At 59.1% G+C, this 22,979-nt stretch carries 23 protein-coding genes and 1 riboswitch; of the genes, 11 read left to right on the top strand and 12 right to left on the bottom strand.

What is annotated here, in order from left to right:
• Genes FBZ97_RS04155 through FBZ97_RS04145 form a run of 3 tightly spaced genes read left to right on the top strand, consistent with a single transcriptional unit; the run spans position 1 to position 3,832 of the window.
• Positions 1-960 carry a DMT family transporter gene (locus FBZ97_RS04155; protein WP_145316684.1) on the top strand — a complete coding sequence of 320 codons (960 nt, stop codon included), beginning with the start codon at positions 1-3 and terminating at the stop codon, positions 958-960.
• A 14-nt stretch (positions 961-974) separates the two neighbouring features.
• The gene (locus tag FBZ97_RS04150; protein WP_145316682.1) at positions 975-2,177 is read left to right on the top strand and encodes a CaiB/BaiF CoA-transferase family protein; all 1,203 of its coding nucleotides are present in this window, start codon (positions 975-977) and stop codon (positions 2,175-2,177) included.
• On the top strand, positions 2,174-3,832 hold the full coding sequence (locus FBZ97_RS04145; RefSeq protein WP_145316680.1) for a thiamine pyrophosphate-binding protein: 1,659 nt from the start codon (positions 2,174-2,176) through the stop codon (positions 3,830-3,832). Before FBZ97_RS04150 ends, FBZ97_RS04145 begins: the two co-directional genes overlap by 4 nt.
• Before the next feature lie 40 nt (positions 3,833-3,872).
• Here the strand turns inward: FBZ97_RS04145 and FBZ97_RS04140 are convergent, their stop codons facing one another.
• From FBZ97_RS04140 to FBZ97_RS04130, 3 genes are all read right to left on the bottom strand, one after another.
• A complete protein-coding gene (locus FBZ97_RS04140; RefSeq protein ID WP_113332882.1) occupies positions 3,873-4,217 on the bottom strand; it encodes a RidA family protein in 345 nt (114 codons plus the stop codon).
• Between the two features lie 85 nt (positions 4,218-4,302).
• Entirely contained in the window at positions 4,303-4,641 is a 339-nt protein-coding gene (locus FBZ97_RS04135) for a TIGR01244 family sulfur transferase (protein ID WP_145316678.1), read from the bottom strand.
• Positions 4,642-4,713: 72 nt separating this feature from the next.
• On the bottom strand, positions 4,714-5,553 hold the full coding sequence (locus tag FBZ97_RS04130) for a DUF4432 family protein (protein ID WP_145316676.1): 840 nt from the start codon (positions 5,551-5,553) through the stop codon (positions 4,714-4,716).
• 216 nt (positions 5,554-5,769) lie between these two features.
• Here FBZ97_RS04130 and FBZ97_RS04125 point away from each other — a divergent pair, with 216 nt between their 5' ends.
• Positions 5,770-7,230, top strand: a complete 1,461-nt coding sequence (locus tag FBZ97_RS04125; protein ID WP_145316674.1) for a L,D-transpeptidase — start codon at positions 5,770-5,772, stop codon at positions 7,228-7,230.
• A gap of 118 nt (positions 7,231-7,348) precedes the next feature.
• Here the strand turns inward: FBZ97_RS04125 and FBZ97_RS04120 are convergent, their stop codons facing one another.
• From FBZ97_RS04120 to FBZ97_RS04100, 5 genes are all read right to left on the bottom strand, one after another.
• Entirely contained in the window at positions 7,349-8,497 is a 1,149-nt protein-coding gene (locus FBZ97_RS04120) for an iron-containing alcohol dehydrogenase (protein ID WP_145316672.1), read from the bottom strand.
• Complete coding sequence (locus FBZ97_RS04115) at positions 8,494-9,879, bottom strand: aldehyde dehydrogenase family protein (RefSeq protein ID WP_145316670.1); 1,386 nt, start codon at positions 9,877-9,879, stop codon at positions 8,494-8,496. Before FBZ97_RS04115 ends, FBZ97_RS04120 begins: the two co-directional genes overlap by 4 nt.
• Before the next feature lie 152 nt (positions 9,880-10,031).
• Positions 10,032-11,402 (bottom strand): glutamine synthetase family protein, encoded by a 1,371-nt coding sequence (locus FBZ97_RS04110; protein ID WP_145316668.1) that lies wholly within the window; start codon positions 11,400-11,402, stop codon positions 10,032-10,034.
• 146 nt (positions 11,403-11,548) lie between these two features.
• Entirely contained in the window at positions 11,549-13,120 is a 1,572-nt protein-coding gene (locus FBZ97_RS04105; protein ID WP_113332878.1) for an amino acid permease, read from the bottom strand.
• 126 nt (positions 13,121-13,246) lie between these two features.
• Positions 13,247-14,014, bottom strand: a complete 768-nt coding sequence (locus FBZ97_RS04100) for an N-formylglutamate amidohydrolase (protein ID WP_113390581.1) — start codon at positions 14,012-14,014, stop codon at positions 13,247-13,249.
• 180 nt (positions 14,015-14,194) lie between these two features.
• Here FBZ97_RS04100 and FBZ97_RS04095 point away from each other — a divergent pair, with 180 nt between their 5' ends.
• The 7 genes from FBZ97_RS04095 to FBZ97_RS04065 all read left to right on the top strand — a co-directional run bounded on the left by FBZ97_RS04095 (position 14,195) and on the right by FBZ97_RS04065 (position 20,412).
• Positions 14,195-15,067: a MurR/RpiR family transcriptional regulator gene (locus FBZ97_RS04095; RefSeq protein WP_095435308.1), complete on the top strand. Its 873-nt coding sequence runs from the start codon at positions 14,195-14,197 to the stop codon at positions 15,065-15,067.
• Positions 15,068-15,255: 188 nt separating this feature from the next.
• Positions 15,256-16,359: an ABC transporter substrate-binding protein gene (locus FBZ97_RS04090; protein ID WP_113332877.1), complete on the top strand. Its 1,104-nt coding sequence runs from the start codon at positions 15,256-15,258 to the stop codon at positions 16,357-16,359.
• A gap of 73 nt (positions 16,360-16,432) precedes the next feature.
• Positions 16,433-17,326, top strand: a complete 894-nt coding sequence (locus FBZ97_RS04085) for an ABC transporter permease subunit (RefSeq protein ID WP_145316666.1) — start codon at positions 16,433-16,435, stop codon at positions 17,324-17,326.
• Positions 17,323-18,111 (top strand): ABC transporter permease, encoded by a 789-nt coding sequence (locus tag FBZ97_RS04080; RefSeq protein WP_113351938.1) that lies wholly within the window; start codon positions 17,323-17,325, stop codon positions 18,109-18,111. Before FBZ97_RS04085 ends, FBZ97_RS04080 begins: the two co-directional genes overlap by 4 nt.
• 11 nt (positions 18,112-18,122) lie before the next feature.
• On the top strand, positions 18,123-19,184 hold the full coding sequence (locus FBZ97_RS04075) for an ABC transporter ATP-binding protein (protein WP_069612572.1): 1,062 nt from the start codon (positions 18,123-18,125) through the stop codon (positions 19,182-19,184).
• A gap of 106 nt (positions 19,185-19,290) precedes the next feature.
• A riboswitch (FMN riboswitch) is annotated at positions 19,291-19,437 on the top strand.
• Positions 19,438-19,526: 89 nt separating this feature from the next.
• Positions 19,527-20,003 (top strand): 6,7-dimethyl-8-ribityllumazine synthase, encoded by a 477-nt coding sequence (locus FBZ97_RS04070; protein WP_113332874.1) that lies wholly within the window; start codon positions 19,527-19,529, stop codon positions 20,001-20,003.
• Between the two features lie 58 nt (positions 20,004-20,061).
• Entirely contained in the window at positions 20,062-20,412 is a 351-nt protein-coding gene (locus FBZ97_RS04065; RefSeq protein ID WP_113332873.1) for a VOC family protein, read from the top strand.
• 39 nt (positions 20,413-20,451) lie between these two features.
• Here the strand turns inward: FBZ97_RS04065 and phnF are convergent, their stop codons facing one another.
• The 4 genes from phnF to FBZ97_RS04045 all read right to left on the bottom strand — a co-directional run bounded on the left by phnF (position 20,452) and on the right by FBZ97_RS04045 (position 22,899).
• Positions 20,452-21,180 (bottom strand): phosphonate metabolism transcriptional regulator PhnF, encoded by a 729-nt coding sequence (gene phnF, locus FBZ97_RS04060; RefSeq protein WP_145316664.1) that lies wholly within the window; start codon positions 21,178-21,180, stop codon positions 20,452-20,454.
• A 1-nt stretch (position 21,181) separates the two neighbouring features.
• Positions 21,182-21,868 (bottom strand): methyltransferase domain-containing protein, encoded by a 687-nt coding sequence (locus FBZ97_RS04055; RefSeq protein WP_145317581.1) that lies wholly within the window; start codon positions 21,866-21,868, stop codon positions 21,182-21,184.
• Between the two features lie 119 nt (positions 21,869-21,987).
• Positions 21,988-22,383 carry a VOC family protein gene (locus tag FBZ97_RS04050; RefSeq protein WP_145316662.1) on the bottom strand — a complete coding sequence of 132 codons (396 nt, stop codon included), beginning with the start codon at positions 22,381-22,383 and terminating at the stop codon, positions 21,988-21,990.
• A gap of 69 nt (positions 22,384-22,452) precedes the next feature.
• Positions 22,453-22,899, bottom strand: a complete 447-nt coding sequence (locus FBZ97_RS04045) for a Tautomerase enzyme (RefSeq protein ID WP_145316660.1) — start codon at positions 22,897-22,899, stop codon at positions 22,453-22,455.
• Positions 22,900-22,979: the final 80 nt, after the last annotated feature.

Below are 22,979 nucleotides of genomic sequence, written 5' to 3'. Positions count from 1 at the left end.
ATGAGCACCTCCAGCGGCTCCTCGGTCCGATTGCCGCAATCGGAGCTGACTTTCGGCCTGTCGATGATGTTTCTCTCCGTCATCCTCTCACCGGTCATTGATATCTTCTCCAAGCTTGCCGCAGCCACCATCCCACCCGGCGAAGTGACGGCCGCCCGTTTCATTTTCCAAGCCCTCTTTGCGTTGCCGATAATGGCGATGCGCTGGCAGTGGGGCGTTTGGACGTGGCGACGCAGCGGCGTTCATGCTATACGCGCCGCCATGCTCACGCTGTCCATGGTGTCGTTCGTGACCACGCTGCAGGTGATGGAAGTCGCCGATGCCATCGCCATCTTCTTCGTCGAGCCGATGATGCTGACAATCCTCAGCAGTATCTTCCTGAAGGAAACCATCGGCTGGCGGCGCTATACTGCTTGCGCCGTCGGCTTTTTCGGCGCGATGCTGATCATCCAGCCAAGCTTTCAGGAAGTCGGCTTCATCGCCCTGCTTCCCGTCGTCACCGCGCTTTGCATCGCCATCTACGTGATGATCACGCGCGTCGTCTCCCACAGCGAGGATGCTTGGTCGATGCAGTTCCAGACCGCCATATGGGGCACCGGCTTCAGCCTGATCCTGCTTGTCATCGGCCGGGCGACGGGCGCGGTAGTCCTCGATCCGGTCATACCGGATCTGACCGCCATGCTTTATCTGCTCGGCGTCGGCGCCACCGCGGCGGCCGCTGGTATCCTCACAGTTTACGCTTACCGCGCCGTGCCGGCCTCGACGCTCGCGCCGCTGCAATATTTCGAGATCGTCTCCGCCACTATCTTCGGCTGGCTCGTCTTCGACAATTTCCCGGATGCGATCAAATGGCTCGGCATCGTCATCATCATCGGTTCGGGGCTTTACATTCTGTGGCGCGAGCGGCGCTTTGCTTCCAAGCCGGTATCCGATACCTCTGAAACGGCATTCACACCGTAGGCGAGTGGATCGATATGACAGACCAGAAAACAAAGAAACCTCCGCTTTCCGGTATTCGTGTCATTGAGCTTGCCCGCGTGCTTGCCGGCCCCTGGGCGGGGCAGATGCTTGCCGATCTCGGCGCGGATGTCATCAAGGTGGAAAATCCCGACGGCGGCGACGACACCCGCCAATGGGGGCCGCCCTTCGTCGAGGGCAAGGATGGTGAAAATCTCTCCGCTGCCTATTATCACTCTGCCAATCGCGGCAAGCGCTCGGTGATCGCCGATCTGAAGACCGAGGAAGGCCAAGAGCTGGTGCGCCGCCTGGTGAAGACGGCAGATGTGGTGATCGAGAATTTCAAGCTCGGCGGCTTGGTAAAGTACGGGCTGGATTATGAAAGCCTGAAGAAGATCAATCCCCGGATCGTCTATTGCTCGATCACCGGCTTCGGCCAGACCGGACCCTATGCCAGCCTCGCCGGCTATGACTATATCGTCCAGGGCATGTCCGGCTTCATGTCGATCACAGGCGAACCGGACGGACAGCCGATGAAAGCCGGTGTTGCGATCGCGGATATCTTTACCGGCATCTATGCCGTCTCGGCAATCGAAGCCGCCCTGATCCACGCTCTGAAGACAGGGGAAGGACAACTCATCGACATGGCGCTGCTCGATGTGCAATCGGCCGTGCTCGCCAACCAGAACATGAACTATCTGATCTCCGGCAAGCCGCCCGTACGGCTCGGCAACGCTCATCCGAATATCTCACCCTATGAAGTCGTGCCCACCGCCGATGGCTATCTCATCCTTGCTGTCGGCAATGATGGACAGTTCCGGCGCCTGTGCGCCATTCTCGGGGTGGAAACCCATGCCGATGACGAGCGCTATGCGACCAACAAGACCCGAGTCGCCAACCGCAACGAGGTTCGGGCTTTCATCTCGGCGGAGACGCTGAAGTGGAACAAGGTGGAGCTCTTGAAAGCATGCGAGGCCAACGCCGTTCCGGCCGGCGCCATCAACACGATCGAGGATATGTTCGCCGACCCGCAGATTGTGGCACGTGGCCTGAGGATCGATCTCGAAGATAGCACCGGCACTGTCATTCCGAGCGTCCGCACGCCGATCGTGCTGTCGGAAACGCCGCTGACCTATGCGCGGCCGAGCCCGCGCCTCGGCGAACATCAGGAGGAAGTTCTGGCTGAATTGGCCGAACTGGAGGGAAAGGCGGGGACATGAAGCGAACGGGCGGGCAACTCATCGTCGAGGCTTTGAAGGCCAATGGCGTGCAGCGCATTTCCTGCGTACCGGGCGAGAGCTTTCTCGCCGTGCTTGATGCCCTGCATGACAGCGATATCAAGGTGCTCGTCTGCCGCCAGGAGGGCGGCGCGGCGATGATGGCAGATGCCTGGGGTCGGCTGACCGGCGAACCCGGCATCTGCATGGTCACCCGCGGCCCAGGTGCCACAAACGCCTCCGCCGGCCTTCATATTGCACGGCAGGATTCGATCCCGATGATCCTGTTCATCGGTCAGGTCCAGCGCGATGCCCGCGAACGCGAAGCCTTTCAGGAAGTGGAGTTTCGGAGAGCCTTTACCGAATTCGCCAAATGGGTCGGCGAGATCGACGATGCCGCCCGCATTCCGGAATTCGTCACCCGCGCCTTCGCTGTAGCAACATCGGGTCGCCCCGGTCCCGTGGTGCTGACCCTGCCCGAAGACATGCTGCGCGATGAGGTCGACGCGCCGCAAGCGCTGCCCTATGCCCCTGTTGCCGCTCATCCGGGCAGCCACCAGCTTGCCGATCTCCGCCAGCGCCTTGCGACTGCGCAGCGACCGATGGTCATTCTCGGCGGCACGCGCTGGAACGAAGAAGCGGTTGCCAGCATCAAGCAATTCGCCGAGCGTTTCAAACTGCCGGTCGGCTGCTCCTTCCGCCGGCAGATGCTGTTCGATCATCTGCACCCCAATTATGCCGGGGATGTCGGCATCGGCATCAATCCAGCGCTGGCAAGGGAAATCAAGGAAGCGGACCTGCTGATCCTTCTCGGCGGTCGCCTCTCCGAAATGCCGTCTTCCGGCTACACGCTTATTGATATTCCCTACCCACGCCAGCAGCTTGTCCATGTCCATCCCGACCCCTCGGAACTCGGCCGCGTCTATCGCCCGGATCTGGCGATCTGTGCCAGCCCGGCGGATTTCGTTGAGGCTCTCGCGGAGCTCGATGCGCCAACCGCGACACCATGGGCCGAGCGTACGGAACACATGCACGCGGCCTATCTCGGCTGGTCGAAGACACCGCAACAGTGCCCCGGCGCCGTCCATATGGGCCGCATCATGGATTGGATCGAAGCCAATACGGCCGATGATGCGATCTTCACCAACGGTGCCGGCAACTACGCGACCTGGCTGCACCGCTTCCATCGCTTCCGCCGTTTCAACACGCAGGCGGCGCCTACCTCCGGCTCGATGGGCTATGGCCTGCCGGCTGCGGTAGCCGCGAAACAGCTCTTTCCCGAGCGCGAAGTGATCTGCTTTGCCGGCGACGGCTGTTTCATGATGCATGGCCAGGAATTTGCGACCGCCGTTCAATACGGCCTCCCACTGATCGCCCTGGTCATCAATAATGGCATGTACGGCACCATCCGCATGCATCAGGAGCGGGAATATCCCGGCCGTGTCAGCGCCACGACACTCGACAATCCTGATTTCGCGGCCCTTGCCCGCGCCTATGGGGGCCACGGCGAAACCGTGAAAGCGACGGAAGAGTTTGGCCCGGCCTTCGAGCGGGCGCGAGCGAGCGGCAAACCGGCCATCATCGAGATCGCACTCGACCCGGAAGCGATCACGCCCTCCCGCACCCTGACGGAAATTGCGCAAACAAAAGGCCGATGAGCGCGAGCCCACCGGTCTTTCAAAAATACGCCGGCCCGACTTAATCGAGTGCTGCCGTTACGATGAATTCGACCTTGTACTTCGGGGCAGCGAGTTTGGCTTCGCTGGTCGCACGGGCCGGCGTGTTGGCCGGATCGACCCACGCTTCCCAGGCGGCGTTCATTTCGGCGAAGTAGGAAATGTCGGAGAGGTAGATGAGCGTCTGCAGGATCTTCGACTTGTTGGTGCCGGCAGCACCCAGCAGGCGGTCGACTTCGGCGAGTGCCGACTTGCACTGATCGGTGACGCTTTCGCCTTCACCAACCTGACCGGCGAGATAGACGGTGTTGCCATGGATGACAGCGCCGCTCATGCGGGCGCCAACGTCGATGCGCTTGATGCTCATGGTTTTCTCCTGATGTTGTTCTTCGGCAGGTAAAAAGGCATGACCCAGGGTCTGCCCTCAATCAAAAGGCCGGGGAAGGACCCGTTCAGCCGCGAATGTGATGCGTCTTCTGATAGATCGCCGTCGAGCGTGCGCCCGAGCGGCAGTAGCCAAGCATCGGGCGCGGAAACTCGTCCAGCGCATCGACCATTCCCTGCACTGCCTCTTCGGTCACGCCCATCGGACCAACAGGCACCTGGGTGATCTCCAGGCCGAGTTCCTTGGCGCGGGCTTCGATGGCTCCGAACGGCGTCTGATCCGGGCTTTCGCCATCGGGGCGATGGCAAACGATGGACTTGAACCCCAGAGCCTTGATCTGGTCGAGATCCTCTACGGTGATCTGGCCGGATACCGAGTATTCATCGTCGATCGGGCGGATATCCATGGTTCATGTCCTCTCTAAAACCGTGGCCTTGATCTACGCCGCCACAGGGCGAGCGTCAACCGCGGGGCGCTCTCAAACGAAGGCAAAATTGAGCATGAAATTGCGGGCTTCGCCGGGCTGGAGAATATTGAATTCGCCTGCTTCCTCAAGCTCCGCGCGAGAGACCCACCGATGCGAAACCGGCTCGATGCCAAGCACATGGGCAGGCGCGCGCTGATTGCGCCAGACCTGCAGAAACGGCAGCGTGTCCGTTCCGAACCGCACCCTCAGAGTCTTCCCACCAATGGCCGCGATGGGTCCGAGGCTGATCTCTGCCCAATCCTCGCCCTTTTCCTGCGCCGGCACGCAGAAGATATCGCCCCCCTCCTCGCCGAAGGTCCAGGGAAAGCCACCATTTTCCAGCATCTGTCCGGCAAGACGCGTGCCGCTATCGAACCATTTGCCGCCGATATTCATGTGGTACATCAAAAAGACCGGCATCGCCTCGGTACTCGTATTGACGATGCGGTCGGCAAGCGAGACTTCGCCGGTTGCGCCATCGATCCGCCAAAGACGTTCCAGCCTTGCGGTGCGGCGTTCGGCTGTGATGACATCGATATCGGCGCGGCATTCCGCGTTACCATTCTCGAATTTGGTCCAGAGAATTTTCGCTGGATGAGACGAGAAGGAACCATGCAGCGGATAGCGCTTGCCTTCATAGGCGCCGGACATCGGCTCTGGATGGCGGATATGATCCGGGCCGCAGGTGAAGAGGAAGCCTTCCACGGAATGACTGATACGCGGATCGCCATCGTCGGGAACGGCACTTCCGGGCGCGAGATTGTTGCCCTCGATGATGCAGGCGCCGATATCCAGCACAGAACCCTCGTCCAGCGTCAATTTCGGCCCCTTGGCCGCAGAAAAATCCATCATCCCTAAAGTCCTCCCTGATCGGCGCCGAGCGCAGGTGCTGTCCCAAGGTGGCGCGCGACTGAAATAAACGGTTATTTGGCTTATCAAATCTTAACTTGAAGCCTTGATCACATAAATTTTTATATTTTATTCAGCATGATAATCTAAATCTCCATACTGGCGTCAAAATTGCCATGTGTGTGTCAACCGAACGCCTATCCCGAGGATTCGACAGACGTGAACCGGTTCGTAAAATTGAGTTTTGCCCTGGCAACGACTGCCGCTGTATCTGCGCTCGCCCTCACCGATGCGCAGGCGCAATATTATCGCAGCGGCAACGGCAACACGGTTCTCGTCACTCCCGACGGCCGGATTCTTGATCAGTATCCTTATGGTGGTGGATATTCCATGGCGCGCGACGGACGCGGCCGCCGGGTTCTGATCGATGCCTATGGCAATATCGTCGCCACGGAGATGAAGGCCAGCACCTATTATCCCCGCGCGCCCGCTAGCGACAGCTACGCTGATAACGGCAGCCGCTATGGCGATACGCAGCTTTCCAACAACGGCAACTACCAGGACTATCGTCAGTATCGTACCGACAGCTACGGAAATTACGACGGCGCTCCCAACAATGGTTACGATCAGCAGGATCGTGGCGTGATCACCGGCGGCATTCCGCGTGACAGCGATATCCAGCGCCAGCCGCTCGACAATCAGCCATTGCCAGGCAAGAACCAAGGCCAGGCGAACCAGAACGGCAGTGATTACGCGTCAATCGATCCGCAACAGGGCGCACCTGACATCGTCAACAAGCCGGCACCGGCCGAACCCGTCATCACGCTCAAGGGCAAGTCGAAGATGGAGATTACCGCGCTGGAGGTCTTCCTCGCGCGGCAGGGTATTTCGCCTGGTGCGATCGACGGCCGGATGGGCGCAAACGTCACCAAGGCCATCTATGCCTATCAGCAGATGACCGGGCAAACGCTCGACCCCAACAATACCGACGCGATCCTCGAGCAGCTGCGCATGTCCGGCGGCATGCCGATCGTCAACTATACGATCACCGCAGCCGACGCCGCAGGCCCCTATGTCGCTTCGATCCCTGAGGACTATGCCGCGAAGTCCCAGATGCCTTCTCTCGGCTATACGTCAACGACCGAAATGCTGGCGGAGCGCTTTCATATGGATGAAGGCTACCTGAAGGCGCTCAACCCCGGCGTCGATTTTACCGTGCCCGGCAGCATCATCAAGGTCGTCAATACAGGCCCCGGCAAGACCGGCACAGTTGCCAAGATCCTGGCTGATAAGGGCCGCAAGCAGGTTTTCGCCTATGATGCCAACGGCACGCTGATCGCAGCCTACCCGGCCAGCATTGGTTCCGCCGACACGCCCTCGCCGTCAGGCACTGTCACAGTCGAGCGCGTCGCCTTCAATCCTGGCTATACCTACAATCCAAAGATCAATTTCCAGCAAGGCGCCAACGACAAGGTTCTGAACATTCCGCCTGGCCCGAACGGCCCGGTCGGTACGGTCTGGATGGCCCTGTCGAAACCGACCTATGGCATCCACGGCACGCCGGATCCCTCGCGGATCGGCAAGTCGCAGAGCCACGGCTGTGTCCGTCTCACCAATTGGGATGCGACTGAGCTCGCGAAAATGGTCAAGCCCGGCGTCGTCGTCGAATTCGTAGACTGATTGCCAGACATGCTTACACAAAAAAGCCGCCGGGAAAACTCGGCGGCTTTTTCTTTGTCTTGAAATATCAAACGCACCGCTATTTTTCATCCGGCGCGTCAGGTAGTTCGGCGGCGTATCAGAAGCAGTCGCGGAACAAAGCCTTCGTGTTTTCGAGCGTCATCGGCACCGGATTGCCGCCGGCACTCGGATCTTCGATTGCCATGGCGGAGAGTTCGTCGATCCGGTCAGGTGCAATGCCCATAGCCGAGAGGCTTTCCGGCACGCCGAGTTCCGAGCGTAGCTTCAGCACATAATCATAGAAGCCGTCGAAACCACCCGAAATGCCAAGATAGGCGGCGGCGCACGCAATCTTTTCTTCGATGGCTTTGCGGTTGAAGCGCAGGACAGCTGGCATGACGACAGCATTGGTCATGCCGTGATGCGTGTTGTAGACGGCGCCAATCGGATGCGACAACGCGTGGATGGCGCCGAGCCCCTTCTGGAAGGCGACGGCGCCCATGGCGGCAGCACTCATCATGTTGGCCCGGGCTTCGAGATCTGTTCCCTCACGATAGGCGCGCGGCAGGAATTCCTTGACCAGGCGCATGCCTTCCAGCGCGATGCCGGCCGACATCGGATGGTAGAAGGGTGAGGAATAGGCTTCCAGGCAATGCGCAAAGGCATCCATGCCAGTGCCGGCGGTGATGATCTTCGGCATGCCGACGGTCAGCTCCGGATCGGCAATGACGACACCCGGGAGGAACTTCGGATGGAAGATGATCTTCTTCACATGCGTCGCGGAATTGGTGATGACGCTGGCGCGGCCGACTTCCGAACCGGTGCCGGCCGTCGTTGGCACGGCGACGATCGGTGCAATGCCTTCGACGCTGGCGCGGGTCCACCAGTCACCGATGTCTTCGAAATCCCAGACCGGCCGGCTCTGGCCGACCATGAAGGCGACGCACTTGCCGAGATCGAGGCCGGAACCGCCGCCGAAGGCGACGACACCATCATGGCCGCCCTCCTTAAACGCTTTTACGCCGGCTTCGAGGTTCTTCTCGTTCGGATTCGGATCGACGTCAGCGAAGATGGCGCGACCGAGACCTGCATCCTCCAGAATATCCAAGGCCGTCGCCGTGATCGCCATCGAGGCAAGTCCCCGGTCGGTGATCAGGAGCGGCTTCTTCATGCCCAGGCTCTTGCAGGCGTCCGCGAGCTCCTTGATACGGCCACGACCGAGCTTGAAGGCGTTCGGATAGCTCCAATTGGCTGAGATAGTGCTCATGCTGTTACTTTCTTCAGATGATAGGATTTCGGGCGCGTCAGATTGTGGAAGCCGATGATCGACAGCGAGCCGCCGCGGCCGGTTTCCTTGACGCCGGTCCAGCACAGAGCCGGATCGAGATAATCGGCGCGGTTCATGAAGACGGTGCCGGTTTCGATTTCGCGGCCGATACGTGAGGCGCGCTCGACATCCTTGGTCCAGAGCGAAGCCGTCAGACCGTAGGGACTGTCGTTCATCAGTTCCAGCGCTTCCGCATCGCTCTTCACCTTCATGATGCCGACCGCTGGACCGAAGGTTTCTTCGCGCATGAAGGCCATGGAATGATCGACATTGACGAGGACCTGCGGCGCAAGATAGGCGCCGCCGTCATCGGCCGGGAACAGCTTCGGATCGACCAGCGCCTCGGCGCCCTTGGCAACCGCATCGGCGATCTGTTCACGCACGACCTTGGCAAAGCGCTTATGCGCCATCGGCCCGAGCGACGTCTCAGGATCGAGGGGATTACCGAGCTTATAGTTCGAAACCCAGGCAACCGACTTCTCGACAAAATTGTCGTACAGCGATTCATGCACGTAGATGCGCTCGATGCCGCAGCAGCACTGGCCGGAATTATAGGTCGCGCCATCCATCAGCGTATCGACGGCAGCGTCGAGATCAGCGTCTTCCATGACATAGCCCGGATCCTTGCCGCCAAGCTCAAGGCCGAGGCTGGTAAAGGTACCGGCTGCCGCACGCTCGATCGACCGGCCGCCTTCGACGGAGCCGGTGAAATTGACGAAGTTGAAACTGCCGGCCGCAATAAGCGCCGAGGTCGTTTCATGATCCAAGAAGACATTCTGGAAGACATCGGCGGGAACGCCGGCCTCGACGAAAGCCTGCACCAGCCGCTCGCCAACGAGCAGCGTCTGGCTTGCGTGCTTGAGAATGACGGTATTGCCGGCCATCAGCGCCGGGGCGACCGTGTTGATGGCCGTCATGTAGGGATAATTCCACGGAGCGATGACAAAGACCACGCCATGCGGTTCGCGCTCGATGCGGCGGGCGAAATTGGCACTATCCTCGACGACCAAGGGTGCCAGTGCGTCGGCCGCGATCGAGGCTACATAGTTCGAGCGCTCGTTGAAGCCGCGATATTCGCCGCCATACTTAATCGGACGGCCCATCTGCCAGGCAAGCTCCGGCACGACGACATCGGCCATCTCATTGAGCCGAGCCACACCCTTCAGCACGAGCTGGACACGATCCTCCAGCGGACGACGCGCCCAATCCTTCTGCGCCTTGCGGGCGCGTGCGACGACTTCCTTGCCAGCTTCCAGCGACAGTGCCGGACGCTCGGCATAAACCTCTCCGTTCACCGGAGAGACGCATGTGATCATGGTCATGATCGAATTCCTGTTTTCTTGGTCATCCGTTGATTGCCCGGATGTTGTGCAAGCAGGGCCGCATTCAAAAGAGAAACGGCGGACAGACAAAACATCCAGCGCCCTGCCCGATCATAAAATGAAAATCGGGCAGGAGGCAGATCGCAAAAGCCTTACGCTCTTTCGAATCCGCGCGCCACTTCCCAATCGGTCACACGACGATCGTATTCCTCCTGCTCCCATTCGGCGGCGCGGGTGTAGTGATCGATGACATCATCCCCGAAGGCGGCACGCAGCATCTTCGACGTCGTCAAGGCAGTCGTGGCATCGCGCAGCGTGCGCGGTATCTCGCGAACTTCGCGCGCGCCATAGGCGTCGCCGACAAACGGCGCCTCGAGTTCAAGCTTGTTTTCGATACCATCGATACCGGCAGCGATCAGGGCAGCAAAAGCCAGATAGGGATTGAGGTCCGAGCCGCCAACGCGGCATTCGATGCGGATCGATTTCGTATCCTCGCCGCAAAGGCGATAACCAGCGGTGCGATTGTCCTTGCTCCAGATCGCCTTGGTCGGCGCGAAGGTGCCGGCCATGAAGCGCTTGTAAGAGTTGATGTAGGGCGCCAGGAAATAAGTGATTTCGCTGGCATGCGTCAGGAGGCCGGCAACATAGTGCTTCATCATCGGCGACATGCCGTATTTGCCGCCTTCTTCGAAGAACTTCGGGCTCTTTCCGTCGAGGCTCCAAAGCGACTGATGGATATGCGAGGAGCTTCCGGCGGCACCGTAATTCCACTTCGCGAGGAAGGTGATTGCCTTGCCCTTCGACCAGGCGATCTCCTTGCAACCATTCTTGATGATGGCATGGCGGTCGGCCATGGTCAGGGCGTCAGCATAGCGGACGTTGATTTCCTCTTGCCCCGCCGAAGCCTCGCCCTTCGAATTCTCCACCGGGATGCCTGCGCCCTGAAGGCCGGTGCGGATCGCCCGCATCACCTCTTCCTCCTTGGTGGTCTGGAAGATGTGGTAGTCCTCGTTATAGCCGCTGGCGAGCTTCATGTTGCGATAGCCGGCTTCGCGCGCGCTGTCATAGCTCTGGTCGAATAGGAAGAATTCGAGCTCCGAAGCCATGTAGGCCTTGAGCCCCATGGCTTCCAATCGCTTCACCTGCTTCTTGAGGATGGCGCGCGGAGAATGCGCGACTTCCTCATGTGTATGATGGTCAAGCACATCGCAAAGGACGAGCGCCGTGCCTTCCAGCCACGGGATGCGGCGCAGCGTGGCAAGGTCCGGCTTCATGGTATAGTCGCCATAGCCCTTCTCCCAGCTCGTCGACTTGTAGCCGGAGACGGTTTCCATCTCGATGTCGGTCGCCTGCAGATAATTGCAGCTATGCGTTTCCTTCCAGGCGCTTTCGATGAAAAATTCCGCCTGGAAGCGTTTGCCCATCAACCGGCCCTGCATGTCGACCTGACATGCCAGAACCGTATCGATGAGCCCTTCGGCCACATCTCGCTTGAGGTCGTCGAACGTATAGCTGCTGCTCATAATTTGGTCCGCCTGAACAATGAATTGAAACGTCGGCCTGCCGAACGATACCCCCTTGCGGGATAATCCGCGCGTGCCGCCGTGTCGCTACCGGTGAAAAGGGTCGCAGGTTTGCGACCCCATTGTTTGCAAAGATTGGACTTCGCTTACGTCTCGCCGACGGCGGCTTCCGCTGCCGCGATCTCAGCCTTGCGCTTGGCAATGGCATCGCCGATCGGCGGGCCCTTGAAGCGACGGCGCTCGAAGCCGAACCAGACGATGGCCGTCAGAACCAGGAAGCCGACGGTGATAATGCCCGCCCAGTCGTTCGGCGGCTGAATGCCGAGAACGAAGATGATGATCATCGCGATGATCGACAGCACGGCAAACAGCTTGAACAGCCCTTCCCCGAGGTTCCAAGGGCCCATCTTGTCCCACTTCGCCGTACCCCATGCGAAAAGGCCGAGCGTGATCGGGATCGCAAAGGAGAAGAACAAGAAGATGACGGTGCATGAGACGACGATGGTGTAAACCGGCGTATCGCCGATCGATACCAGCGACGAACCCCAGACGAACAGGACGGAAAGGATCGACCCAGTCCAGATCGCCGAAACCGGCGTGCGGTATTTCGGGCTGACCCGAGACAGAGCCTTGGATCCCGGCAGACCGCCGTCACGCGAGAAGGCGAAGATCATGCGCGAAACCGAGGTTACCGTTGCGAGACCGCACAGCCACTGGCTGATGAAGATCAGCAGATAGAGAATGTCCTTCACGATGGGATTGACCTGTGCGTCCATTGCCCAGAAGAACACGTTCCAGCCCTGCTTGGCGGCATCGTCCATATTCGGCAGCATCAGCACGAACGAGCAAAGCATGATGTAGCCGAAGAGCGCCGACCACAGAACCGACGACACCATGCCGCGCGGAACGGAATGGGCGGCTTTCACCGTCTCTTCCGACGTATGGGCCGAGGCATCGTAGCCGGTGATCGTGTAGATCGGCAGCAGAAGGCCGAGCGCGAAGACCCAGAAAGTCGAAACCTGCGGCCAGACCGGGGCACCGGTTGCCGAGCCGTCGGCAGCAATCGTCGCCAGACCGGAATAGTTGGTGAAGGTGAAAAGCCGCGCAAAATCATAGGACGGCGCAGCGATCAGGCAAACAGCCGCCAGAAGGATCGAGGTTGCGAAGATTAGATAACCGGAGAAGTCGGTCAGCTTCGCCGTCAAGCCGATACCCATGTGATTGACCAGCGCCTGCAGACCTGTGATGACCACCAGGAACACGATGCGCACCAGCGTGGTGTCGGTCATGTTGAAGTAGCCGCCGAATGCGCCGACGAAGAAGTAATAGGTGCCGACATTGATGGCGCCGAGGACGGTGACGAGGCCGAGCAGGTTGAACCAGGCCGTCAGCCAGCCGGTGAAGCGATTGCCGAGGATCGAGCCCCAGTGGTAGAGACCGCCGGCCGTCGGATAGGCCGAACTGATCTGGGCCATCGCCACAGCGAAGACGAGCGATATGAAGCAGCCGACAGGCCAGCCGATACCAATAGCGGCACCGCCCGCACCCGATGTCGCTTGAGCCAGCGAATTGATGCCGCCGGATAGAATGCAGATGATCGAGAAGGACACGGCGAAATTCGAGAATGAACTCATCCGCCGTTCCAACTCCTGAGCGTAGCCCATGGAGTGCAGGATCTGGACATCCTGCTTCTTGTCTGACTCTGTATAATCAGCCATGCCATTCCCCCTAAAGCCCGGTCGTCCGCGGGATTGCGGAGAACCATGTGTCACATTGACCGCTGACATTTCGCCATGCGGCCCGATCGCAGTTGAACTGCTCCCCGGGGTCTTTTTCTTTTATGCTCAGGCTTCCAGACTGCTCTGGAGAAGCCCCGTCAGATAATCGGCCATGACCCCTTGACCGACGTCATCTCGAATGAGGTCGTTGCGGACCTCGATCATTACGTTATGCAGACCATTGGCGAGCCCATGCAGCTTCAACGTATGGGTGACACCGTCTTGAGGACCGTAAGGCTGATTGCGCTCTGTCTGATAGAGCGGTGCCTCAGCTGCTGCATCAAGCATGCGATCGGCCAGCCAACGGTCTTCATCATGCAGAATGCCAAGCTCCACTGCCCGCGGCTTGCCATTATAGACCGGCGTGAAGCTATGGATTGTCACGATCACGCTTTTTTGTCCGCGCGCCGCCCGCTCCTTCAAGAGCGCCCGAATGCGATCGTGAAACGGGATGTAGAGCCCTTCCGTACGCGCTTTTCTATCCGCCTCGCCCAGGTGCTGATTTCCAGGGATCGTATAGATCTCGCTCGTCTCCGGCATGGCACCGGCGCTTTCGGGGGGCCTGTTGCAATCATAGATCAGCCGGGAGAAGCGCTGAAAAACCAAGGTGGCATTCAAGCCGGCGGAAATTCCCCTTGCAACCGCGAGTGCGCCCGGATCCCACGCGATATGGCTGGAAAGCGCCTCAACGGAAAGCCCGAGGTCGCCGAACCGTTCTGGAAGCGCGCGGGAGGCATGCTCACAGACGAGCAAAACCGCACTGCTTCCGTCCGGTCTTTCGACCGCAACGCAATCGCCGTCTGCCTTCGTCAAAATACCTTGCTGCGCGAGCATCGGAGACGCCCCATTGCCGATTAATAAAATGTTTATAAGAAAAGAATTCTTCAGGTTTTCGCCGCTGTCAACTGGAAACTGAAATTATTTCTTCATTTGTGACATTGACTCGAAATGTGACAGCGTTGTTATATCCTGCAAGGAAAGCGGCATCAGACCGTTCCGGGGAGCTAAAATCGAGTGAACAATGCGTCGAAAACAGTTTCAGACGTAATCAATGCGCGCTTTGACACGCTGACGCGCGCCGAAAAGCAGCTCGCCAAGAGCCTGCTCGACAATTATCCCGTTTCCGGGTTGGGCAGCATTACCACCGTCGCCGAGAATGCGCGGGTTTCGACCCCGACAGTTGCACGCATGGTGCAGAAACTCGGATACAAAGGCTATCCGGACTTCCAGGCCCATCTTCATCAAGAGGTCGAGGCAACGATCTCCAACCCCCTGACAAAGCACGATCGCTGGGCATCCAACGCGCCAGGCACGCATATCCTCAATCGTTTCGCCGACGCCATCATGGGCAACCTGCGGCAGACCCTGTCGGATATCGACGTGGCGACCTTCGATGGCGTTGCCGCGCTGCTGTCGGAAAGAAAACGCGGCCTTTATTTCGTGGGCGGGCGCATTACAGGGGCGCTTGCGGAATATTTCTTCACCCATATGCAGGTCATCCGCCCCAATACGACGCTGCTCTCCTCCAATTCCAGCACCTGGCCGCAATATGTCCTGAACATGAATCCGGGCGATCTGCTCGTCATATTCGATATCAGGCGTTACGAGCAGGAAATGGTCAATCTGGCCGCCGCCGCCCGCCGGCGTGGCGCGGAAATCATCGTCTTCACCGACCAGTGGGCAACGCCCGCCGCCAAGCATGCGAAATACACGTTCCGCGTGCAGATCGAGGCGCCGTCCGCCTGGGATTCATCGGTTGTCACCCTCTTCATCGTCGAAGCCCTGATCGAAGCTGTACAAAGCTCGACATGGGACGAGACAAGCGAGCGTATGAAGACACTGGAAGGTCTTTTCGAGCAAACCAAGCTGTTTCGCAAGCTAAGTTGAAGGGGAATGAAAACAGAAAATAACGGTCCGTGAAGGGTGTGAAATACAGCGACTGTCATACTTGTCGATTAGAAGCAAAAATCGACTGCGTTTTCAGCAAACGCAACACTTTGAAGTCGTCACACAACCTTCATGTAACGTCATTAACAGCAACGCCAGACACTGAAAACCCAAAAGGAGGAAATGCAGTGATCTCGAAAATTCATCGTCTTCTGACAATTTCTACGGCGATGCTCGTCGCTTCGACGGCTATCGCGGCCGCAGAACCGAGCGCCGATCTCATCGCTGCCGCTAAGAAGGAAGGCACGCTGACCACGATCGCCCTGCCCCACAACTGGTGCGGTTATGGCGACCTGATCGCTGCGTTCAAGGCGAAATACGGCATCGAAGTCAACGAACTGAATCCGGATGCCGGTTCGGGCGATGAAGTCGAGGCAATCCGCGCCAACAAGGGCAACACCGGCCCGCAGGCTCCCGACGTGATCGACGTCGGTCTCTCTTTCGGCCCGACGGCCAAAAAGGAAGGCCTGCTGCAGCCGTACAAGGTTTCCACCTGGGATTCCATTCCGGACAGCGCCAAGGATGCCGAAGGCTACTGGTACGGCGACTACTACGGTGTTCTCTCTTTCGTCACCAATAAGGACGTCGTGAAGAACCCGCCGAAGGACTGGGCTGACCTCCTGAAGCCGGAATATGCCAACACCGTTTCGCTCGCTGGTGACCCGCGCACGTCGAACCAGGCAGTTCAGGCCGTCTACGCCGCCGGCCTCGCAGCCGGCGAAAAGGACGCCGCCAAGATCGGCGCCGCCGGTCTCGATTACTTCGCGAAGCTCAACAAGGCCGGCAACTTCGTTCCGGTCATCGGCAAGTCCGCCTCGCTGGCTCAGGGTGCAACCCCGATCGTCGTCGCCTGGGACTACAACGGTCTCTCCTGGCGCGACAGCCTGAACGGCAACCCGCCGGTCGACGTCACTGTTCCGGCTTCCGGCGTTATCGCTGGTGTCTACGTCCAGGCGATCTCGGCTTTCGCTCCGCATCCGAACGCTGCCAAGCTCTGGATGGAATTCCTCTATTCCGACGAAGGCCAGATCGGCTGGCTGAAGGGCTATTGCCACCCGATCCGCTTCAACGACCTGGCGAAGAACAAGAAGGTTCCGCAGGAACTTCTCGACAAGCTGCCGCCGGCCGCCGCTTACGAAAAGGCCGTCTTCCCGACGCTAGAAGAACAGGATGCCGGCAAGACCGCCATCACAACCAAGTGGGATTCTGTCGTCGGTTCGAACGTACAGTAATCCGACCTGACATGACCTCCCCGCTTCGGTGGGGAGGTTTTCCATTTTTCTGACGCCGCGGATTGGGTCAATCATGAGCATCGTCACAACATCGACAGTCAGTTCCACTCCCATGATCAACAAGCGCGTGGTTGTCGACTGGCTGGGCATAGCGCCCTTCCTGATTTTCGCGCTGCTGTTTCTGATTTTGCCGACAATCTATCTGATCGCTGGCGCTTTTCTGACGCCGGACGGCGGCCTGACGCTGAAGAACATCGGCGATCTGTTCACGAAATCCATCTTGGACTCCTATTGGATCAGCATCAGGGTTTCGGTCGCCTCGGCGCTCGGCGGCGCGTTGATCGGCTTTTATCTGGCCTGGGCGCTGGTCATGGGCGGACTTCCGGCCTGGGTGCGCCATGCCTTCCTTACCTTTTCCGGTGTCGCCTCGAATTTCGCCGGCGTACCACTGGCTTTTGCGTTCATCGCCACGATCGGTCGCCTGGGCCTCGTCACGCTGCTGATGAGGGATTGGTTGGGTTTCAATCTCTATTCCACAGGCTTCAATCTCTACAGCTTCGTCGGCTTGACCATCACCTATATGTACTTCCAGATTCCGCTGATGGTGCTGATTATCACGCCGGCGCTGGACGGCATGAAAAAGGAATGGCGTGAAGCCGCATCCATCCTCGGGGCGACCACGAGACAATATTGGCTCATGGTGGCGCTCCCCATTCTCTGGCCGAGCCTGCTTGGCACGACGCTGCTGCTGTTTGCCAACGCCTTCGGCGCCATCGCAACGGCCATCGCGCTGACGGGCAGCTCGCTGAACATCATCCCGATCCAGCTCTACGCGCAAATCCGCGGCGACGTGCTGCACAACGCCAATCTCGGCTATGCAATGGCGCTCGGCATGATCGTCATCACTGGCATTTCCAATGTGATCTACATCATCATGCGTATTCGCGCGGAACGGTGGCAGAAATGAAGCTGCAAAAATTCTTTGCCTGGATCGCTGTTGTCATCGGCGCTATCTATTTCATCGTTCCGCTCATCGGTACGCTGGAATTCTCACTGCGCATGCGTCGCGACGCCTATAGTTTTGACGCCTATGCATCAGTCTTTTCGGACGCTCACTTCCTGTATGCGTTCGGCTATTCGATGCTCATGGCCTTGCTGACCATCATCTTCGGCATGTTGATCGTGGTGCCTACGGCTTATTGGGTGCGCCTCCGTTTGCCCCAAATACGCCCGATCGTCGAGTTCATCACGCTGATGCCGCTGGTCATCCCCGCCATCGTCATCGTCTTCGGCTATCTGCGCCTCTACAATTCGTCATCGATCCTGCCTTTGACAGGCTTCGAGCAGACGACGAACTTCCTTCTTGTCTGCTCCTATATTGTCTTGGCGCTCCCCTATATGTATCGTTCAGTCGACACGGCGATGCGCACGATCGATGTCGGCACCCTGACGGAAGCCGCAGAAAGCCTTGGCGCGAAGTGGACAACCATCATGCTCCGCTGCATTTTCCCCAATGTCATGAGCGGCGTCCTCTCCGGCGCATTCATCACGCTGGCGATCGTCATGGGCGAATTCACGATGGCCTCGCTGCTCAATCGTCCGGCTTTCGGCCCTTACATGCAGCTCGTCGGCGCCAACCAGGCTTATCAATCCTCGGCGCTCGCCATCATTGCGCTTGCTGTCACCTGGCTTAGCATGGGTCTGCTGCAGCTCGTTTCCCGCTTCTCAAAACTGGCTCCGGTTAAGGCGTAAGGCTTCTCACCATGGCTTTTCTCGAACTCACCCACATCAAGAAATCATTCGGCGAAGTTCAGGTCGTTCACGATTTCAATATGCAAATCGAGAAGGGAGAATTCATCTCCTTCCTTGGACCGTCGGGCTGCGGCAAGACGACCGTGCTGCGCATGATCGCCGGTTTCGAAACGCCAACCGCCGGCACCCTGTCGATCAACGGCAAGGATCAGCGGGCGTTAAAACCGAACCAGCGGAATATCGGCATGGTGTTCCAGGCCTACGCGCTGTTCCCGAACATGACGGTGCACGACAACGTCGCTTTCGGCCTCAAGGTGGCCGGCATGGCAAAGCCCGACATCGATAAGCGCGTCAAGGAGATGCTGGCTCTCATCAAGCTCGATCATCTCGCCGGCCGCTATCCCTATCAGATGTCCGGCGGCCAGCAGCAGCGCGTGGCGCTCGCCCGCGCTATCGCCGTCAAGCCGCAGGTGCTGCTGCTCGACGAGCCGCTTTCGGCGCTCGACGCGAAGATCCGCATCTCGCTGCGCGAAGAAATCCGCGCCATCCAGCAGCAGCTCGGCATCACCACCGTTTTCGTGACCCACGACCAGGAAGAAGCCCTGTCGATCTCGGATCGCATCGTCGTCATGAATGCCGGTCGCGCCGATCAGATCGGCACGCCTTTCGAGATTTACAACACGCCGGCAACCCGCTTCGTCGCTTCCTTCGTCGGTACGCTGAACCTGATCGAAGGCAAGGTCGTCGATCCCGATAGCAACCGCATCATGATCGGCGATCAGGGCGTGACCCTGAAGCAGTCGGTGACGGCCTACAAGCCAGGCGATACCGTATCGCTTGCCCTGCGTCCGGAAGCCGGTTCGCTGGCGGAATCAGCCAAAGGCGATACCGCTCTCACGGGCGAAGTCTCTTCGGCACACTTCCTGGGTTCGGTCATTCGCACCCGCATGAACGTTGCTGGCAACACGATTTCCTTCGACATGTTCAACAGCCCCGGGATGATGCCTCCGAGCGTCGGCGAGAAGGTGACGCTGCGCTTCGCCTCCTCCGATCTGCTCGTGATTCAGGATTGAGAAAGCACCCTGCGTCGCAGGGTCATTTTGGAAAATTATTCGCGGACGCCGGGTCAGAAGCCCGGCGTTTTTCTTTGATTTTCATGAGAGAAAGCATTTATAGTCCGGACGTTCTCAGGGCGGGGTGCAATTCCCCACCGGTGGTATGGGGAGTTTCCTCGAGCCCGCGAGCGCCTTCCGAGCTTTCGGAAGGGTCAGCAGATCCGGTGAGATGCCGGAGCCGACGGTATAGTCCGGATGGAAGAGAGCAAGCAGGATCGCACCTCCTCCGCGCGAGGGATGCCGCGATGTTGCGTGTTCGCCCAAGGGATATTTGACAACAACCCTTGAAAGGCAAAATTCATGACCATTTCGATTTCTACCCAGCCGAGCCGCGTCGCGATCATTCGGGCTCGCTGGCATGCCGATATCGTCGATCGCTCGGTCGACTCCTTCGTTGCCGAATGGCAGACGACGGAAGGTGCATCGCCGATCGATATCTTCGACGTGCCCGGCGCCTTGGAAATTCCGCTGCATGCTCAGACGCTTGCCCGCAACGGCCGTTATTCCGCAATCGTTGCCACCGCTTTCGTTGTCGACGGTGGCATCTATCGCCATGAGTTCGTTGCAAATACGGTTCTCGACGCCATGATGCGCGTCCAGCTGGACACCGGCGTGCCGATCCTGTCGGCAGTCCTGACCCCGCATCACTTCCAGGAGTCGGAAGCCCACATCCAGTTCTTCAAGGAACATTTCATCATCAAGGGCCGGGAAGTCGCCAGCGCCTGCCGCCACATCCTCGCGGAGCGCGCCAAGTTGCTGCCGGCCGTCACGGTCTGAACCAGCATCGTGGAGGCGCGGCTAGAGCTCGCCTCCACATCACAAGGGAGAAACGTCAGTGACCGTCCTACGCATCATCCCGAACCTGTCCGCCGCCGATCCCGCCACGGCCCGTCTTTTCTACCACGACCTGCTCGGCCTCGACATCGTCATGGATCACGGCTGGATCCTGACCTTCGCCTCTGAAGCGGCAACAGTGCCGCAGATCAGCGTCGCCAGCGAGGGCGGTTCGGGAACGCTCGTCCCCGACCTTTCCATCGAAGTCGACGATGTCGATACGCTTTATCAGCGCGCCACCTCCATGGGCTTCGGCATATTGTATGACCTGACGGACGAGCCGTGGGGTGTCCGCCGCTTCTACGTCCGCGACCCCTTCGGCAAGGTGGTCAATATCCTCTCCCACCGCTAGTTCAAGCTCGCGAAGAGCCTCAAGGGCTCTCCGGCGCTCTCACCGCAGATCGAGATTGAATGTGGTGCGCTCGGCCGGCCAGACCGATTCCGAATAGGTGATCGGCACTCCGTCGGTATCCGCATCCACCTTGCGCGTCACCAGCAGCGGCGCGGATTTCGGCTGGCGCAGGATCCGCGCCTCGTCGGCCGTCGGCATGCGCGCCTCGATCTCCGTCGACAAGCGCTCATAGTCGGTGACGTCATAGCTGGCGAGCGCTGCTGAGATTGTCGGATGCCTCAATCTAGCCTGATCGAAATCGGGAAAACGTTCGGCCGGATAATAGGAATCCCCCAATTCCACTGGAATACCGTCGGCCGTCATGACACCGCGACGATGGATGACCGACGCGCCGATTGCGATCTTTAAATGGGCCGCGACGCGTTCGGTCGCCGGCACGATCTCGTGAACGAGCAGCTCGCCGCCCGGTTCAAAACCTTGCTCGATCAGATTTTTGTGGAAGCGGGTGCGTTTCGACAGCGTATAGTCGAGCACGCCCCTATGAACGAAGGTTCCCCGCCCCTGTTCGGCGCGGACCAATCCACGCTGCTCCAAGTGCCCCAGCGCCTGCCGCACGGTGAAACGGCTGACGCCGAACCGCAGCATCAGCTCGGGCTCGGTCGGCAATTTCTCTCCGGGCGCGAAAGTCCCGGCGGCAATATCGGCCGCCAGGATCTCGCCGATCTGATGCCAGAGCGCGCTGCCGCCCTTTCGGTCGATCGTCTCCATATCAGATACGCTTCTCCAGCCGGAACAGCAGCTTGTATTCGGCTGGATAGCTCAACGCATCGAGAATGCTCGGATAATATTTCCGATCCTTGGTGGCACGCACAAAACCATCATAGCCGAAACGCCTGACCGAAACATCGAAGCCGGCGGCCGTGAAGGCTTCGATATAGTCCTGTGGCGAACGATCCTGCATGGGCGCGTTGCTGTTGTTGCCGATCAGCTCGAGCCACTTTGGCCAAAGCGGCATTTCATTGTGGCAACCGGTCACCGCGTAATAGACGCCCCCATTGCGCATGGCCTGGAACATTCCCTCGGCATGCTCTCTCAACTCCGGCAGCAGATAGATCACCTCATAGCTGAAAGCCACGTCGAAGCTGTCGGCAAAGGGCGCCAGGTCGGTCGTCACATGAAACTGGAGCGGCATGTTGCCTGCGGCTTCGACGGCGGCAGCCACCGATTCCGAAGCGATATCGATGCCGACACCGCGTCGGAACGGCCGCATGGCATAAAGCAGCCGTAGAAAGCCGCCACGGTTGCAGCCGAAATCCAGGACGGTCTTCGAGGAGAAATCCCGCTCCGGCACCGTCTCAATGAAGTGGCGCCAATAAGGGCTATGCGATTCTGCCATGGCGGCGTCGCCCTGCGGCTCCTTGTGCCATGTCGCGTAAGTCATTGCTGCGCTTGTCATCATGCTCTCGCTGTTGGAGTGAACTGAACCCTTTATAACTCCACCTCATGACAGTCGCATGAATTCGTCCGGACGACTGGACTAATAATGATAATCTTTCGCGCGTGATCAGTTAGCTCCTATTGCAGGCAGTCTACCATCCATTGCACGCCGAACCGGTCCGTCAGCTTGCCGTAGTAGCTGCCCCAAGGCTGAACGGCGAGTGGCGTCGTCACCGCGCCGCCCTCAGCCAATCGAGCAAAAATCCTCTCGGTGCTCTCTCGGTCATCCATCATGAGCATATGAGCGGAACCTCTCATCGGCTCGGCATCGTGCTTGTCGGAAGCGAAGAACGAGACGCCTGGCCCCTCAAAGCGAGCGTGCATAACCCTGCCCCGCATCGCTTCGTTGGCAAGCGGCACCCCATCAGCATCATGACGAACCAACAGCGTCACTTCGCCGAGCCCGCAGACTGTATAGAAGGCAAGCGCTTCCTCGCAATGCGTCGTGAAAAACAGATAATTGGCGAGTTGCATCTCCTGCCTCCCTTGTTGTCGGACGAGCGGCCCACGCAGCCGCCCGGTATCAATGCCAATTATCTCATCTCACGCGCGATGAGCTTCAACCTCAGGCGCTGCGGCGCTCGCAATAGCGCCAACCAGATCGGCATTGCTGTAGCTTTGTCCCGCAATGCCCCAAGCACCCTCAGGCGCATAGACGATGTTCGACCAGATATGCTCACGCTTGATCCGCCCTTCGGCCGCCTGCTCGACGACATCGGTCGCCCTTGCAATGAAAGCGCGCTTGGCTTCGGTGGTCGCAAGCGCGATTTCGGGCAACTTGAGTTCGATGAAGGCCGCAGTGACGGGCTTTCCGGCTGCCAGCACATGTGCGGCCGGAAGCACATTGATCGAGCCGATGACATTGGCCGTCATAAATTCATTCCCGGTCAAGCCGGCAACATCGAGGACTGCATCCGTGAGTCCGGCAAAAGCTTTCGCCTGCGCTTCGGATGAAAGCAGTCCTTCGGACACGGTAAGTGTAATGGGCATGGGGTATCTCCTTGTTGGACCTATGACGGCAATTGATATATACCGATCACTCTTTAACGATACATACCGATCGCTCTCTA

It is taken from the genome of Rhizobium sp. ERR 942 (assembly GCF_007828395.1).
Lineage (GTDB): Bacteria > Pseudomonadota > Alphaproteobacteria > Rhizobiales > Rhizobiaceae > Rhizobium > Rhizobium dioscoreae.
The sequence above is the reverse complement of the archived record's forward strand: the minus strand, read 5'-3'. Positions and strand labels throughout refer to the sequence as shown.